This window comes from Thiothrix litoralis (genome assembly GCF_017901135.1).
Classification (GTDB): domain Bacteria; phylum Pseudomonadota; class Gammaproteobacteria; order Thiotrichales; family Thiotrichaceae; genus Thiothrix; species Thiothrix litoralis.
In genome coordinates, this window is record NZ_CP072801.1 from 409,727 (window position 1) to 424,918 (window position 15,192).

General features: G+C 53.4%; 13 protein-coding genes. 4 read left to right on the forward strand and 9 right to left on the reverse strand.

Annotated elements, in window-relative coordinates; genetic code table 11:
* Positions 1-98: 98 nt before the first annotated feature.
* Positions 99-851 carry a metallophosphoesterase gene (locus J9253_RS02000; protein WP_210223072.1) on the forward strand — a complete coding sequence of 251 codons (753 nt, stop codon included), beginning with the start codon at positions 99-101 and terminating at the stop codon, positions 849-851.
* A gap of 48 nt (positions 852-899) precedes the next feature.
* On the opposite strand, the gene J9253_RS02005 is transcribed toward J9253_RS02000, so the two are convergent.
* Together J9253_RS02005 and J9253_RS02010 are read right to left on the reverse strand one after the other, a co-directional pair.
* Positions 900-1,412, reverse strand: a complete 513-nt coding sequence (locus tag J9253_RS02005) for a Fe-S cluster assembly transcription factor (RefSeq protein ID WP_210223073.1) — start codon at positions 1,410-1,412, stop codon at positions 900-902.
* 168 nt (positions 1,413-1,580) lie between these two features.
* Positions 1,581-2,057 (reverse strand): DUF1249 domain-containing protein, encoded by a 477-nt coding sequence (locus J9253_RS02010; RefSeq protein WP_210223074.1) that lies wholly within the window; start codon positions 2,055-2,057, stop codon positions 1,581-1,583.
* Positions 2,058-2,148: 91 nt separating this feature from the next.
* Here J9253_RS02010 and J9253_RS02015 point away from each other — a divergent pair, with 91 nt between their 5' ends.
* The gene (locus J9253_RS02015) at positions 2,149-3,789 is read left to right on the forward strand and encodes an alpha-D-glucose phosphate-specific phosphoglucomutase (RefSeq protein WP_210223075.1); all 1,641 of its coding nucleotides are present in this window, start codon (positions 2,149-2,151) and stop codon (positions 3,787-3,789) included.
* On the opposite strand, the gene mnmH is transcribed toward J9253_RS02015, so the two are convergent.
* The 6 genes from mnmH to gspD all read right to left on the reverse strand — a co-directional run bounded on the left by mnmH (position 3,782) and on the right by gspD (position 11,975).
* Positions 3,782-4,912 carry a tRNA 2-selenouridine(34) synthase MnmH gene (mnmH, locus tag J9253_RS02020; protein WP_210223076.1) on the reverse strand — a complete coding sequence of 377 codons (1,131 nt, stop codon included), beginning with the start codon at positions 4,910-4,912 and terminating at the stop codon, positions 3,782-3,784. The two genes, J9253_RS02015 and mnmH, sit on opposite strands and share 8 nt — an antisense overlap.
* 1 nt (position 4,913) lies before the next feature.
* The gene (gene selD / locus J9253_RS02025) at positions 4,914-5,954 is read right to left on the reverse strand and encodes a selenide, water dikinase SelD (RefSeq protein WP_210223077.1); all 1,041 of its coding nucleotides are present in this window, start codon (positions 5,952-5,954) and stop codon (positions 4,914-4,916) included.
* Positions 5,955-5,994: 40 nt separating this feature from the next.
* The gene (locus tag J9253_RS02030) at positions 5,995-6,978 is read right to left on the reverse strand and encodes an exopolysaccharide biosynthesis polyprenyl glycosylphosphotransferase (RefSeq protein WP_210223078.1); all 984 of its coding nucleotides are present in this window, start codon (positions 6,976-6,978) and stop codon (positions 5,995-5,997) included.
* 187 nt (positions 6,979-7,165) lie between these two features.
* Positions 7,166-8,386 carry a type II secretion system inner membrane protein GspF gene (gene gspF, locus J9253_RS02035; RefSeq protein WP_210223079.1) on the reverse strand — a complete coding sequence of 407 codons (1,221 nt, stop codon included), beginning with the start codon at positions 8,384-8,386 and terminating at the stop codon, positions 7,166-7,168.
* 2 nt (positions 8,387-8,388) lie between these two features.
* Entirely contained in the window at positions 8,389-9,903 is a 1,515-nt protein-coding gene (gspE, locus tag J9253_RS02040; RefSeq protein ID WP_210223080.1) for a type II secretion system ATPase GspE, read from the reverse strand.
* A complete protein-coding gene (gspD, locus tag J9253_RS02045) occupies positions 9,900-11,975 on the reverse strand; it encodes a type II secretion system secretin GspD (RefSeq protein WP_210223081.1) in 2,076 nt (691 codons plus the stop codon). The genes gspE and gspD overlap by 4 nt, the downstream gene beginning before the upstream one ends.
* 185 nt (positions 11,976-12,160) lie before the next feature.
* Between gspD and J9253_RS02050 the strand changes: the two genes are divergently transcribed.
* Positions 12,161-13,399, forward strand: coding sequence for a DUF1015 domain-containing protein (locus tag J9253_RS02050; RefSeq protein ID WP_210223082.1), 1,239 nt, complete (start codon positions 12,161-12,163; stop codon positions 13,397-13,399).
* Between the two features lie 95 nt (positions 13,400-13,494).
* Positions 13,495-14,247 (forward strand): OmpH family outer membrane protein, encoded by a 753-nt coding sequence (locus J9253_RS02055; RefSeq protein WP_210223083.1) that lies wholly within the window; start codon positions 13,495-13,497, stop codon positions 14,245-14,247.
* On the opposite strand, the gene lepB is transcribed toward J9253_RS02055, so the two are convergent.
* On the reverse strand, positions 14,244-15,161 hold the full coding sequence (gene lepB / locus J9253_RS02060; protein ID WP_210223084.1) for a signal peptidase I: 918 nt from the start codon (positions 15,159-15,161) through the stop codon (positions 14,244-14,246). The genes J9253_RS02055 and lepB overlap by 4 nt on opposite strands.
* Between the last annotated feature and the right edge of the window lie 31 nt (positions 15,162-15,192).

A 15,192-nucleotide genomic window follows, 5' to 3' on the forward strand; every position in this document is an offset into this window, starting at 1 on the left:
AGAGCAAGTGCTGGTCTAGTCGGTGTCACAATAAAATGCAGAAGCAAGCCCTATGCTAACTGGCTAATTTTGGTTAGGTTGTCCTTGGAATTATCACCATGAACTATACACCCTTCAAATTTTTCGGTAAAAATTCACGTGGACGGGATTTTGTCGTCGGCGATATTCATGGTTCTTTCAAAGCACTTGAGCAACTTTTGCAGCGAATCAACTTCAACCCGGACTGCGACCGTGTGTTTTCAGTCGGTGATTTGATCGACCGTGGTGCTGAATCTCACCGTGTGATTGAGTTTTTGAACTATCCTTGGTTTCATTCGATTATGGGCAACCATGAGCGGATGCTGCTGGACTCGGAATTTAACGAGCAGGTGCTGGAGAATTGGACTCGCTATAACGGTGGGGCTTGGTGGAAGCAGGTGCCTGAACACATTCGCCCGCGTATCCGCAAAGTGTTGGCGAATCTGCCATTGGCTTTCGAGGTATCCACGGCAGTAGGGCATATCGGCATTGTCCATGCAGATATTCCTACCGGTATTCCCTGGCATAAATTTATCCGCTTGCTGGATGCTGACCCGGACATGGAAGAATATGCGTTGTGGTCACGCAACCGCTACAAGCATTTCAAAATGCTTGGGCGGACTGTGCCAGTGGAAGGTATTGATCTGGTGGTGTTTGGGCATACGCCCGTGAGCAAACCGCTGCATACCGCCAACTTCTACTACATCGACACCGGTGCTTCATTGCTGGATGATAAGGCATTGGGAAAATTGACGCTGTTGCAGATTCACCCTGTAATGGAGTTGCATCAGTTTGATGTACGGACTGAAAAACGCGAAAGTATCCCTGCTTAAGTCAGCAGGGGCAGGTAGGGGCAAATCATTATTCGCCCCTACTGTTTGTTAACAAGCCACACCTACTATGGTTGCACCAGCACCAATGGTTGGGCGTGGTGGAAACATGGTAGCAATTCGGCTGGCTATCGTGTCCTGACGGCGCGACACTTCCCGAATCTCAGGGCGATTGATGAAGCTCGCCAGCGTGAGATTATCCAGAAATTCGTACAAACGCCCGCTCAAATCTTCCCATAATTGGTGGGTTAAGCACTTTTCGCCGCCATGGCAATCCTTGCTACCTAAGCAACGGGTAACGTCAATGTTCTCATCGACTGCGTTGATAATTTCCGCAATACTGATCTGGCTGGACGGGCGGCCTAAACGATAACCACCACCGGGGCCACGCACACCTTCTACCAAACCTTCTTTACGCAATTTTGCAAAGAGCTGTTCGAGATAGGACAGGGAAATGCCTTGGCATTGTGAAATATCGGCTAGCGTGACGGGACCCTGATGATCATGAATGGCCAGATCCATCATGGCAGTGACCGCGTATCGACCTTTTGTTGACAGTTTCATGGGTATACTCCTTGGCAGTACGACTGCTTGTTAATTCCCGACTGAATTACTTGGTATCTTAAGTAAACCCAGTGTTCTAGTCAAGAATATTTGCACCTAAAAGTTATACGAAATGTTAACAATAATAGAAGTTGTGTAAAGGCATTGTATGCTTTTTAAGGAAAAGTTCTACAAAAAATTTTCGTTTTCATGGTCGTAAGCGAAGCAATGGCCTTGTCGCCGTAAATAATTTGTCCACTTGTACAGGAATCGGTTCATTCGCCAGCGACACAGCAGCATGGTGTCGAGTTCCTTGCCCCAGTATTGTACAACCTCATCGGTAAGCCGACAGCGATGGCTAATAACTTCGGCTTGACGTGAATCGTGATAGACCCGGATCAGCATGTCAGGGCGGTTATCCTTAGCGCCGCTGTATTCATTGAACAAGTATGTCAGCATCAGCGTGGTGGTGTGGCGTGAATGTTCAATGACATGGGCAGCTACTGGAATCCCGTTGGCAACCCTCGATACCGAGGCTTCTGGCAATATACGGATGTCACCGCACAACAGACGCAACTGGATATAATTTATTTCGTACATTTCCATGAGTGCCGCGAAAGATTTAGGCAGTGGTGAGAAGCTGGTGGGTTGTTCTTTAACTAACATAAATCCATAATGGGTTGGTAATGTGTGCGGCTGCCATGCTGTGCAGAAAGAACCTTGATCCTAACAAAAACCAACGGGTAAGCGTACCATCATGACTATCCAGATCATCAAGACAACACCTTTCGACGACCAGAAACCGGGCACTTCCGGTTTGCGTAAAAGCGTCAAACAGTTCAAAAAGCCTGATTACCTGCAAAACTTTGTACAAGCCATTTTCAATACCCTGGAAAATGTGCCGGGTAGTACCCTGATTCTAGGGGGCGATGGGCGTTACTTTAACCGTGAAGCTATCCAGATTATCTTGCGCATGGCGGCGGCGACAGGTTTCGGACGGGTGATCGTGGGGCAGGGCGGTATCCTGTCTACCCCGGCGGCTTCCAATCTGATTCGCCAGTATCAGGCACTCGGCGGGATTATCCTCTCTGCCAGCCATAATGCGGGGGGGCCGGAAGGCGATTTCGGCATCAAATTTAACGGTGCTAACGGTGGCCCTGCGCCGGAGAGCATGACCGAGGCCATGTTTGCCGCCTCGAAACAGCTTCATGAATACCGTATTGTGCCGATTCAGCCGATTCCGGTCGACAAACTGGGCGTGTATCAGCTTGCCGGGATGCAAGTGGAAGTGATTGATTCGGTGAGTGCATATCAGACCCTGATGGAAAGCATTTTTGATTTCGACAAGCTTGCAGCAATGCTCAGCTCTGAGTCTTTCAAGATGCGTTTCGACGCAATGCACGCTGTCACGGGCCCGTATGCACACCAGATTCTGGAACAGCGTTTGGGCGCACCAGAAGGCACGGTCATTCATGGCTTACCACTGGCCGATTTTGGTGGCGGACACCCAGACCCCAATCAGGCACATGCCAAAGAATTGATGAGCTTATTGTATGCCCGCCAGTCAACGATGGACTTTGGCGCAGCCTCTGACGGCGATGGCGACCGCAATATGATTCTGGGCAAGCGTTTCTTTGTCACCCCTAGCGATAGTTTGGCAATACTAGCGGCGAATGCGCGGCTGATTCCCGGCTACCGTAACGGTATTGCCGGGATAGCACGTTCCATGCCGACCAGTCAGGCACCTGATCGGGTTGCGGCGAAACTCGGCATCCCTTGCTTTGAAACACCCACCGGCTGGAAGTTTTTCGGCAACTTGCTGGATGTGGGCAAAATTACCCTGTGTGGCGAAGAAAGTTTTGGCACGGGTTCTGACCATGTGCGCGAAAAAGATGGTCTATGGGCAGTGCTGTTCTGGTTGAACTTGCTGGCAGAAAAGCAGGACTCGGTAGAAAACATCGTGCGTAGCCACTGGGCAGAATACGGGCGCAATTACTATTCACGCCACGATTACGAATCCATTGATTTGAAGGATGCCAATGCGTTGGTGGATGCCTTGCAGGCGCAATTGCCAACGTTGGCAGGCAAGCCGTTTGGTAGTGGCTTGACGGTAAGTGCTGCGGATAACTTCACTTATACCGATCCAGTTGATGGTTCAGTCAGCAAGAATCAGGGTATCCGCATTCTATTCACCAATGGCTCACGCATCATTTTCCGTTTGTCCGGCACCGGTACACAGGGCGCAACCTTACGGGTATACCTCGAAAAATACGAAGCGGATACCGCCAAGCATAATCAGGATGTGCAAGAAGCCTTGGCAGACTTGCTCAATATTGCCCAACAAGTAGCACGGATCACCGAATTCACTGGGCGCGAAGCCGCCGACGTGATCACCTGATACCCATACTGTTGAGGTAATCGCGCACTTCGGCTGGTGAACCTGTAAACACCAGCCGATCCTGCTTTTTGCTGATCTGGTAATTGTACATCGGGTCGTAATAATCCAGCAGGATGAAGCGCACCAGATCGTAATGTGCCTCTGTTTTGCCGGTGCGTTTCTGCTGTATCAAGGCGTCCTGCATCATCCGGTGAGCTTTCTGGTAGCGCACCCCACCCAAGCGCCGCTGGATTTTAGCCAGACTGCCCAGCAAATACTGGCTGAATGCAGCAAACCCTGCTGCTTCATCGCCATGATGCAGCGCGGTGAAGGCTTGCAAATTATCCACCACGTATTCTTGGTAACTGATTTCGACACGCTCATCATTTGGCACTTGCATCAGCACCAAGGGTGCTTCGGAAAGCCTTTTGAAAAACGTTTCAGGTAAGTGTAATGAGCCAATCATGCGGCTTTCGTCTTCAAACAGCAGGGTACTCTGGCCTTGGTCGAGCTTGCGCATCAGGTCAATGGCAAGCTGGTTTTCAAAGTTTATTTGCGTGGGTTGCTGGTTAGGCTGCGTCCCGAAGGCGGAACCTCTGTGGTTGGCAATGCCCTCCAAATCAATGGATTGGCTGATGGTTTTCAGAAAGATCGTTTTGCCTGAGCCAGTGCCGCCACTGAGAATAATCGGCTGCAATTGGCTGGGCAGTGTTTCCAGTTGCTGTAACAGGAAACGCCGCATGAGCTTGTAACCGCCCTTGACGCGCGGGTACTGGATGCCAGTGCTTTCATACAATAACTGCTGGGAAATGCGCGAACGCAAACCACCACGAAAGCAGTACAACACGCCATCCGGGTGTTCGCGGGCAAAGGCTGCCCAGGCGGCGACCCGTGCATCCTTGATGTCGCCGCTGACCCGCTGCATTCCCAGCGCAATCGCTGCATCCTGACCTTGTTGCTTGTAGCAAGTGCCGATGGCTTCGCGGTCGGCATCATCCATCAGTGGATGATTGCGGGTGTTGGGGAAAGCACCTTCGTGAAATTCCACCGGAGCGCGGACATCCAGCAGCGGCCTGCCCGACAGGAACAGGCTGCGCAGGTCTTCAACCAGGGGCAAATCCTTGCCAACTTCTTTCAGCGACATATCATTCAACCGTAATCAGGGCAGCGCCTGCCACCGGTTCGCGCAGGTAGCCAATGGCTTGTAAATCCAGCCCCGCATCACGACAGATCATCAGGAAATCAGCCTCACCCGCTGGGTCAACCGCCACGAGCAAGCCGCCGCTGGTTTGCGGGTCACAGATGATTTGCCGCTGGCGTTCTGTCATGTCGCCCAGCGCATAGCCGTAGCTGTCGAAATTGCGTTGTGCGCCGCCGGGTGAGCAATTCAGTTCCAGATATTGCGGGATGTGTGGCAATACAGGCACTTGCGCGAATTGGATCACCGCTTGCAAGTGGCTGCCTTCGCACATTTCGCGTAAATGCCCACCGAGGCCAAAGCCGGTCACGTCGGTCAAGGCGGTGACGCTGGCCATTTCACCGAATTGCGCCCCGATGGTATTCATGCGGCACATGGTGTCGATGGCAAGATTAGTGTGTTCCGGCAACAAGACTTTACGCTTTTGAGCGGTGGTGAGAATACCGATACCAAGGGGTTTGGTGAGATACAGCTTGCAACCAGCGGTGGCAGTGCTGTTTTGTTTGAGGTGACGGGTCTGGACAATGCCGGTGACAGCCAGCCCGAAAATGGGTTCTGGGGCGTCGATGCTGTGTCCGCCTGCGAGTGGAATACCGGCATCCTGACAAGCTTTACGCCCGCCTTCGACCACTTCACGCCCGATTTCTGGTGGCAGTTTGTCGAGTGGCCAGCCGAAAATCGCAATCGCCATGATGGGTTTGCCGCCCATGGCGTACACATCGCTGATGGCGTTGGTGGCGGCAATCCGCCCGAAAGTGAACGGGTCATCGACGATCGGCATGAAAAAATCGGTGGTGCTGATGACCGCCGTGCCATTGCCCAGATCGTAAACGGCAGCATCATCGCGGGAACTGTTGCCGACTAACAGGGCATCGCACACATCCGGCGGCAGTTGGCTGTGCAGGATGACATCGAGGACGGCGGGGGAAATCTTGCAGCCACAACCGGAGCCGTGGCTGTATTCGGTCATGCGGATGGGGGTATCCATGCGGGGCAATCCTTGTTGGGGGAAAGCTCCTGATGATACATCAGACCCCTTGACCCGTCAGCACGATGCGCACGGTATCGAGCAGAATCCGCACATCCATCCAGAAATTCTGGTGTTTGATGTAGTAAATGTCATGGCGGTGCTTATGCATGGCGTCTTCCACAGAAGCGCCATAGGTATAGCGTACCTGTGCCAGACCGGTCACGCCCGGTTTGACCGTGTGGCGGAAACGGTAGAAAGGAATCTGTTTTTCCAAATCGTGGATAAACACTTCGCGTTCCGGGCGTGGGCCAACGATGGACATTTCGCCTTTCAGCACATTGAGCAGTTGTGGCAATTCATCAATGCGGGTTTTGCGGATGAAATTACCTACCCGTGTAATGCGGCTGTCATTTTTGGATGCCCAACGTGCTCCGTCTTTTTCAGCATCCACACACATGGAGCGGAATTTGAAAATGCTGAATTCCTGATTGAACAGGCCAGTGCGGCGTTGCTGAAAAAAGACTGGTCCCGGTGATTCCAGTTTGATGGCAAGTGCGGTGAGCAACCAGATGGGTAAGGACAGGGTTAGCAGTAGCAGAGACATACCCACGTCCAGCAGGCGTTTCTGCCACTGGTAGGGGGCTGGTGTCCGTTGCCGCTGGCTATTTTCCAGCAAATAATCGGCGTGTAGCAGTTCGGTTTCGACAAAGTTGAGGCGCTTGTCCAAATGATCGAGAAGTGCTTCTACCCGTGCACCTGCACTGGCAGCATTCACCAAAAAGTTGAGTTGTGTGTCATCCAGATCAGAAATTTTGCAGAAACACAGGGTTTTATCGCGGTAGTCGCGGATGCCGTAATGATTCACGATATGAGGAATATTGTTGCGTTTCAGTACCTCAGCAATGGATGCCACATCATTTTCAGGTGTGTACACATACAGCAGGTTGGTGCTGTTTGCTTGAGCTTTAGGTGAATAGCTGGAGCTTCCTTCCAAAGGAAAAACGTCTGTTGTCAAACGGAATGCGAGGCTGTTATCTGACATAGTGTTTGCTCCACAAAGACCTTGTGTGAAATTTATTCCCCACAGGTCATTATTTTTAATATTGGGTTGCAAAAGTTTGTTATTGCTTGATAACACTATGCGACTGACGTGAGAGAGCCTCAACGCCACGGCTTACGACCGACGCTATTTAGCTGATGAAGTGTTTAATCAGGAAAAATAATGGGGATTAATGCATGATTTGTGACATGCCGCCCATGACCGGGAGCATGATGGAAAGGACAATCAGGGTGACAATGCCGCCCATGACCAGGATTAAACCGGGTTCGAGCAGGCTGAGCATGGTGGAAATTTTCGCTTGAACTTCGCGTTCTTGCTGGATGGCGGCACGTTCCAGCATTTCATCGAGTTTACCGCTGCCTTCGCCGCTGGCAATCAGGTAAACCATCATCGGCGGGAAGTAGCCGGAACGTTCCAGCGCTTTGTGGATGGGCATCCCTTCACGGACTTTTTCGGCAGATTCCAGTACCGATTCGCGCATGGGGATATTGATGACGACTTCAGCGGAAATTTTCATGGCATCGAGTACGGTGACGCCGCTGCTGCTGAGGATGCTGAAAGTGCGAGCAAAGTTTTCGGTATTAATGCCGCGAGCGATGCGCCCAACGATGGGCAGGCGTAGTACCAGCTTGTGGTAACGGCGTTTCCAGAGGGGGCGTTGTAAGAGCCAGACGATACCCGCAATCAACAGGATAATGCCGATCAGCAAGGTCAGGCCGTGGTTTTGCAGGAATTCGCTGGCAGCAATCAACATGCGGGTCAGCAGCGGCAGCTCAATGTCGAGCGTGGCAAAGGCTTCCACCACCTTGGGGACGACGAAGCGCAACAGGGCAGAGACCACCCCGATAGCCACCAGCAGCAAGATCATCGGGTAAGCCAGTGCAGCGGTGACTTTTTGCTGGTTGTGTTGGCGGTTTTCGGTGTAATCCGCCAGCCGTTCCAATACTTCGGACAAATGCCCGGATTGTTCACCCGCGCCGACGGTGGCGCGGTACAGCACCGGGAATGCACTGGGAAACTGCCCCAGCGAGCCTGCGAGTGTATGGCCTTCCATCACCCGTGAGCGGATGGCGGAGAAAATGCGCCGTGAGGAATTGCGTTCGGTTTGGCGTACCACCGCGCCGAGGGCTTCTTCAATCGGCGAACCGGCGCGTACCAGCGTTGCCAATTGGCGGGTCATCAGCGCAAGGTCTGCCGGGTTCAAGCGCCCGCCGCCGAAGAGTGAGCGGCTTTCGGACTTTTTTTGCTTTTGGGCGACTTCGTTGATTTCCAGCGGGATCAGGTCGCCGTTGCGTAACAGTTGCCTGACCTGACGCGGGGTATCCGCTTCCATAATGCCGCGTTCTTCTTTTCCGGCAGCATTGAGGGCAAGGTATTCAAACGCTGGCACGGTTAGGCATCCTCACGGGTGACGCGCAGCACTTCATCCAGTGAGGTGCGGCCTTCCAGCACCAGACGGATACCGTCTTCGCGGATGCTGGGGCTGTGTTGGCGGGCGTAGGCTTCCAGTTGCATTTCGCTTTTATGGTCGTGGATCATCTGGCGCAGGCCATCATCCAGCGCCACCAGCTCGTAAATGCCGAGACGCCCGACAAAGCCCCGGTGGTTACAGGCGGGGCAGCCTACTGGCTTGTAAAGGATGGGCGGGGGAGAGCGATTGTCTGCCCGCAGGATTTTCATTTCACCATCATCGGCCGTGGCGGGGTGTTTGCATTCCGGGCAGAGCAGGCGTACCAGACGTTGCGCGACAACACCCAGCAAGCTGGAGGCGAGCAGGTAAGGTTCCACGCCCATGTCCTGCAAGCGGGTAACAGCGCCCACGGCAGTATTGGTATGCAGGGTGGAAAACACCAAGTGCCCCGTCAAACTGGCTTGCACGGCGATTTCAGCAGTTTCCAGGTCGCGGATTTCACCGACCATTACCACGTCCGGGTCTTGGCGTAAAATGGCACGCAAGCCACGTGCAAAGGTCATGTCGACTTTGGCATTCACTTGGGTTTGCCCGATACCGTCGATGTAGTATTCGATCGGGTCTTCCACGGTGAGAATATTGCGGCGCTGGTCGTTCAAATGGGTGAGGCCAGCGTACAGCGTGGTGGTTTTCCCCGAACCTGTCGGGCCTGTGACCAGAATAATGCCGTGCGGCTTTTCGATCAGCAGTTGCAGGCGGTCGTAAATTTTCGGGTCCATGCCCAAATGCGACAGATTCAAGCGTCCGGCTTGTTTATCCAGCAAACGCAACACCACCCGTTCGGTGTGACCGGAGGGCAGGGTGGATACCCGCACGTCGACCCCGCGCCCGGCGACGCGCAGGGAAATGCGTCCGTCTTGCGGCAGGCGTTTTTCGGCAATGTCCAGCCGCGCCATGACCTTGATGCGCGAAATGATCACCGGGGCAAGTTTGCGCGGTGGCTCAATGATTTCACGCAAGATACCGTCGACCCGCATCCGCACCGACATACGGGTTTCAAAGGTTTCGATGTGGATGTCGGATGCGCTTTCCTTGACGGCCTGCGTCAACAGCGCATTGATCAGACGGATAATGGGGGCATCGTCTTCGGATTCCAGCAAGTCTTCCGGCTCGGGCAGGGAACCGGCAATGTCCTGCAAATCGGCATCGTCGCCGATGTCCTGCATCATGGATGCACCCACCTGACTGCGGTCATAGTGCGCTGCCAACAGGCGGTCAAAGGTTGCGTTATCCACCGACTGGAACTGTAAGGCGGCACCACTGAGGCGTTGCACTTCTGCCAAGGCCAAGGGTGTGACCCCGGTACGGCACAATACCTGCGGATGTTGCCCGCTGGTTTGCAGCAAGACACCGTGGCGTTTGGCAAAGCTGTAAGGCAGGCTCAGTGGTGCTACCACGGCTTCTTCCGGGAGGGCTAGTGCATCCTTGCTACTCATAAAATCCCATTACAGAAGGGGTCTGCCTTGTTGCATTTACTTTGTACAGCCTTTTTTACAGGCTGTTTTACTGGCGGTGCTGGCGGGTTATGCAAGCTGTCGGCTGTGCCATTGGTGACGCGGCTCATGTCCGGTGGCAGGGTGGAAGGGCCTTCGGATAAGCGCCCGCCGCGTTGCAATATCTTGCTGCGCTGCTGCTGCTGTTGCATGGTCTGGTATTTCTGGCGAGTGTAGGCGTCGGCTGATTTGCCATCCGGCAAAATGATCGGGTGAATGAATACCATCAGGTTGTTTTTGGTTTTGTTGGTGGTGTTGTTGCGGAACACGCTGCCAATAATCGGGATGTCGCCCAGCAACGGCACCTTGCTTTCGGAATCCCGGTAGTTGTCTTCGATCAAGCCACCTAACACCAGAATCTGACCATCTTCTACCATCACATTGGTGCTGATTTTACGCTTGTTGGTGATCAAGTCAGCCGCCCCCGTACTGCTGGAGGCGACATTGGATGTTTCCTGATCAATTTTTAGGTTTACGGTATTGCCCCGGTTGATTTGTGGGGTGATTTTGAAGGTCAGGCCGACATCCTTGCGCTCAATGGTGGTGAAGGGGTTGGTGGTGTCGTTGGCAGCACTGGTTGATTGACCTGTAATGAAGGGCACTTCCTGACCGACCGTGATTTCGGCTTCCTCATTATCCAGTGTTACCAAGGTTGGGGTGGAAAGGATATTGGTGGCGGCATCGCCTTTCAGGGCATCTACAATGACACCGAAACTGTCATTTCCGCCACCCAGCAACAAGCCGTTGGGAATGGTGGGGATGGAGCTGGCGGAGATGCTGCCATATAGCCCTGCCAGCGTACTCAGGCCGGTGCCAAAGTTGCTATAGCCCGCCCCGCTGCTGCCGTTGGCGAGCAAGGCTGCGCCCAGTTGGTTGGAAAGGTCGGTAGACACTTCGGCAATGACGGCTTCAACCATGACTTGGGCGCGGCGGCGGTCAAGTTGGTTGATGACGGCAATCATGTTTTTCTGCAAAGTGGGTGGGCCGCTGATAATGATGGAGTTGCTGCTTTTATCGGCTAATACTTTAATATCTGTAGAGCTGCTGCCTTGAGATGCGCCAGCGCCAGCGACACCCACTGCCGCCCCGGTGGAGTCGTAGCTGCCTGCGCTGTAGCGTTGCAGGTTAGGGGCAACGCCATTGAGGACACTTACCACGTCTTCCGCTTTGGCGTAGCGGAGCTGGATGACTCGGGTATCACCTTCGATAGCGCGTTTGACATCCAGTTTGGTAATGGCGCTTTTCATGCGTTCACGGGTTTGTTTGTCACCAGAAATCAGCACACTGTTGGTGCGTTCGTCGGCGGATACTTTGCCGCTGGTGGACATGGCCACGCTACCTGCTGCGCCTGCCCCGCCTGCCATCAAGCCTTGCAGGGTAGAGGCAACTTGTGAAGCAACCGCGTAATCCAGCGGAACCAGTTCAAAGTCTTCGTTGTTGGGTTTATCAATATTGCTGATGACATCCAGCAGGCGCTCCACGTTTTGCGCTTTGCCCTTGATAACCAAGGAATTGCTGGCTTGATTGGGCAGGATACTGGTTTCACCTTGCCCGCTTAAGGGCATCAGGGTCTGGATCGCGGTATTGACCGGGATGTAATCCAGATTAACAACCTGGGTAATGGTTGCATCGGAATCGCTTTCCCGTGCATCAGCTACCAGTGGGGCAACGTTGCCGCGAGCCTTGCCAACCGGGACAATTTTGATCAGGTTGCCGGATTCCACCGCTTCGTAACCGTGCACCTGCAACACTGAGAGGAAGGCTTCATACAGGCCATCCTTATCCAGGCCGCGCCCAGAAATGAAGGTCACTTTGCCGCGCACTTGTTGGTCGACGATGAAGTTTTTCCCGGTCGATTTGGCTACGATGTCAATTAACTGACGAATTTCGGTGTCTTGCAAATTGATGCGGGTTGCATCTTCAGCCCGCAAGCCCGCAGAGGTTGTCAGCAGCCACAGTGAGCAAGCAATAGCACTGGTGGTCAGCAAGGATTTGAGATTGTTATGCGATTTCATGAAAAACCTGTTATCTGTTTCATTGTCGGCTGGGTCAGCGCAGGCAATAGTTGTGCGTGATGATGCATTAGATAATTTAGAATATCCAGCGTATTTAGAGCGATGGTAATGTCCAGATGTTCCACAAGTCGCCTTTCAGTGTTTATACTACAGCGGTTTTTTAGCTTTGTGAGAAGGTTTCCAGCATGAATCTGATTTCGCCATTCAAAGGGCTGCGCCCTGCACCGGGTCGGGCTAGCGAGGTGATTGCGCCGCCGTATGATGTCCTGAATTCTGCCGAAGCGCGGGAGCGGGCTGATGGCAAGCCGTGGAGTTTTTTGCATATTTCCAAGCCGGAAATTGATCTGCCGGAAAATACTGACCCTTATAGTGCGGACGTGTACGCCAAGGCAGCAGAAAATCTGGCACGTATCCGCGAAGCGGGGTTGCTGGTGCGCGATGAGCAGCCTTGTTACTACGCTTACCGCCTGATTATGGATGGGCATTCGCAAACGGGTTTGGTAGCAGGCGCGTCGGTGGCCGATTACGATACCAACCGTATTCGCAAGCATGAGTTTACCCGCCCGGTGAAAGAAGATGACCGGGTGCGCCAGATAGATGCAGTCAATGCGCAAACGGGCCCTGTGTTGTTGGCCTACCCAGATGCACCGGCTGTGGATGCGATTTTAGCGGCTGCGGCACAAGGTGAACCGGCGTTGGATGTGACGGCGGATGATGGTATTCAGCATACCCTGTGGGTGATTGATAATGCCGAGAGCATTGCGCAATTGACCGCTGCGTTTAATGCGATGCACGCGCTGTATATCGCGGATGGGCATCACCGCTCTGCTGCGGCTTCACGTATTGCGAAAATGCGTCATGAGCAACAGGGGAGTGCGGGTGTTGCGCCGTGGGATTTCTTCCTGTCGGTCATTTTCCCGGCGCATCAGATGAAAATCTTTGACTACAACCGTGTGATCAAGGATTTGCACGGCATGGAACCTTCGCAGTTCCTCGCGGCAGTCGAAGAGCATTTCACGTTGGAACCTTCTGCCACGCCCGTCAAGCCTGCCGAGCCGGGTACGTTTGGGATGTATATGGACGGGCAGTGGTTCAAGCTGACCCTGAACCCGGCGCTGATGCCGAATGATGATCCGGTAGCGCGTCTGGATGTCAGCCGTCTGGCGCGTTACCTGATCGAACCTGTGTTGGGTATCAGTGACCCGCGCCGCGATGATCGTATTGACTTCGTGGGCGGTATTCGGGGTTTGGCAGGGCTGGAAAAGCGCGTCAATAGCGGTGAAATGGCGGTGGCTTTCTCGCTGTATGCCACCAGTATGCAAGACCTGATGTCGGTGGCGGATAACAATGATGTGATGCCGCCTAAATCAACGTGGTTTGAACCCAAACTGGCGGATGGCGTGGTGTCTTACTTGCTGGATTAATGCTGTAGGGCAGGCTCCTGTGCCTGCCCTGCTGGTTGGGCTAAATTCGCCCATCCTGTTGCTGTATATCAGGGGGTGCTTATATACTCATCGGCATGAAACATACCAATACCAATACCAAGAGCAAATCAGCGCAACCAGTCAACGTCGGTCTCGACCTGTTCGGCAATGCTATCCCTGAGGTGAGGTCTGCCTTGGTTGATGGCACGGGCAAATCCTTGCAGATTGTTAAACGTCATGACATGGTGCTCAAGCTCAATCCTAAACGTATCCGTGCTGCTGCGCGGGTAAAAACACCCTCCAGTTTGAGTTTGTTAGGGCGATTGATGCCTTGGCGAGCTACGCCTGAAGTGCTTCCGGTGGATGGTGTCAGCGAACGGCTGGAGCAGGCTTTCAAGCGCTTGCATCAGGAATTCAACGCACGCGAACAACAACTCGAAGACAAAATCCAAGCACTACAGCAAGTACAGCAAAGCCTGGCGGCGGTAAAAACCAAAAAACGGCGTTGGTTGTTGCCGGTGCTGTTGATGGCGGGCGCTGCGGGCGGTTACATGATGGTCATCATGAGCAGTATGCAGAGTTCCATGATTGCCATGTCGGGTAATATCAATACCATGAACGGTCACATGGGCGCGATGGCGGTTGATACTCAGGCGATGTCACAGAATACCCAAGCCATGAACCAGTCTATGTATTACATGAATAACAATGTAGCTTCCATGAGTGGCAATATGTCGCAGATGAACCAAAACGTCGGCACACTGGCGCAAGCGGCGGCTCCGATGGGTGAGGCAGCGGCGACGGTTAGCCCTTTCATGAAAATGTTCAAATCTGTCATGCCGTTTTAGCGTAACAGCTTGCCTATCCGTTCCCAGCGCACGCGGTTGCCTTGGGCGGAAAACCAGACTTGTCGCGCTTTTCCGACCACATCCTGCAAGGGAACCGTGCCGAAAAAGCGCGAATCATTACTATCCGTTCGATTATCTCCCATCATAAACACCTGCCCCGGCGGGACGCGCAATTTAGTTTGCGGCAATTGCAGCTTGCTGTTGTTCCAGAAAACCTGCCAACGGGTTTTGCTGTCGGTTTCTGTTACCAGCAAGCCATTGGCAAGCGGGGTGGTGCGTAAGAGCAACGGTTTGCCATTGATCGAAACCTCTGCCCCCTTGATGCTGATTTGATCCCCCGGCAAACCGATCACGCGCTTGATGTAGTAAGTGCTGCGCTCGTTGGGGTAGACGAATATCGCAATATCACCTCGCGCCAGCGCCTGTTTTGCCCCCACCCGGTTGTAACGTTTATCCGCAAATATCAGGTCATATTTCATGACATTCGGCTCCATGCTGGACGAAGGCACAAGCATGGCTTCGACCAATTGTTGGCGAATTTGTGCGGTGAGCAAGGGGAAGGTGATGCTGCACACCAATAGCACCAGCAGGTAAGTTCCGGCGTTCTGCCAGCTTTTGGGGACGTAAGCCTGCTGGCGGCGGGCGCTACGGAAGGCATCGCTTATACCGTAAAACCATAGCGCAATCAGCACCAATAAGCCGCTGAGTAAGGCAGGTAACGTCCAGCTAACCGGCAGGTACAGCGCCACTATCGCCATAGCGGGAATGGTTAAGAAGGCAAAGATCAGCAGTAACCATAGCGCCTTGTGTGGTTCGCCGTTATAAAGTTGCCCAAACCCCGGCAAGATGGCCGACATGAGGAGAGCGCGAAGCGGCTTGCGCGGTTGGATGGCGGGTGTGGGCGTGGTTAGCATGGTGGGTTCCTGTATTTTTCGGGTGAGTGTA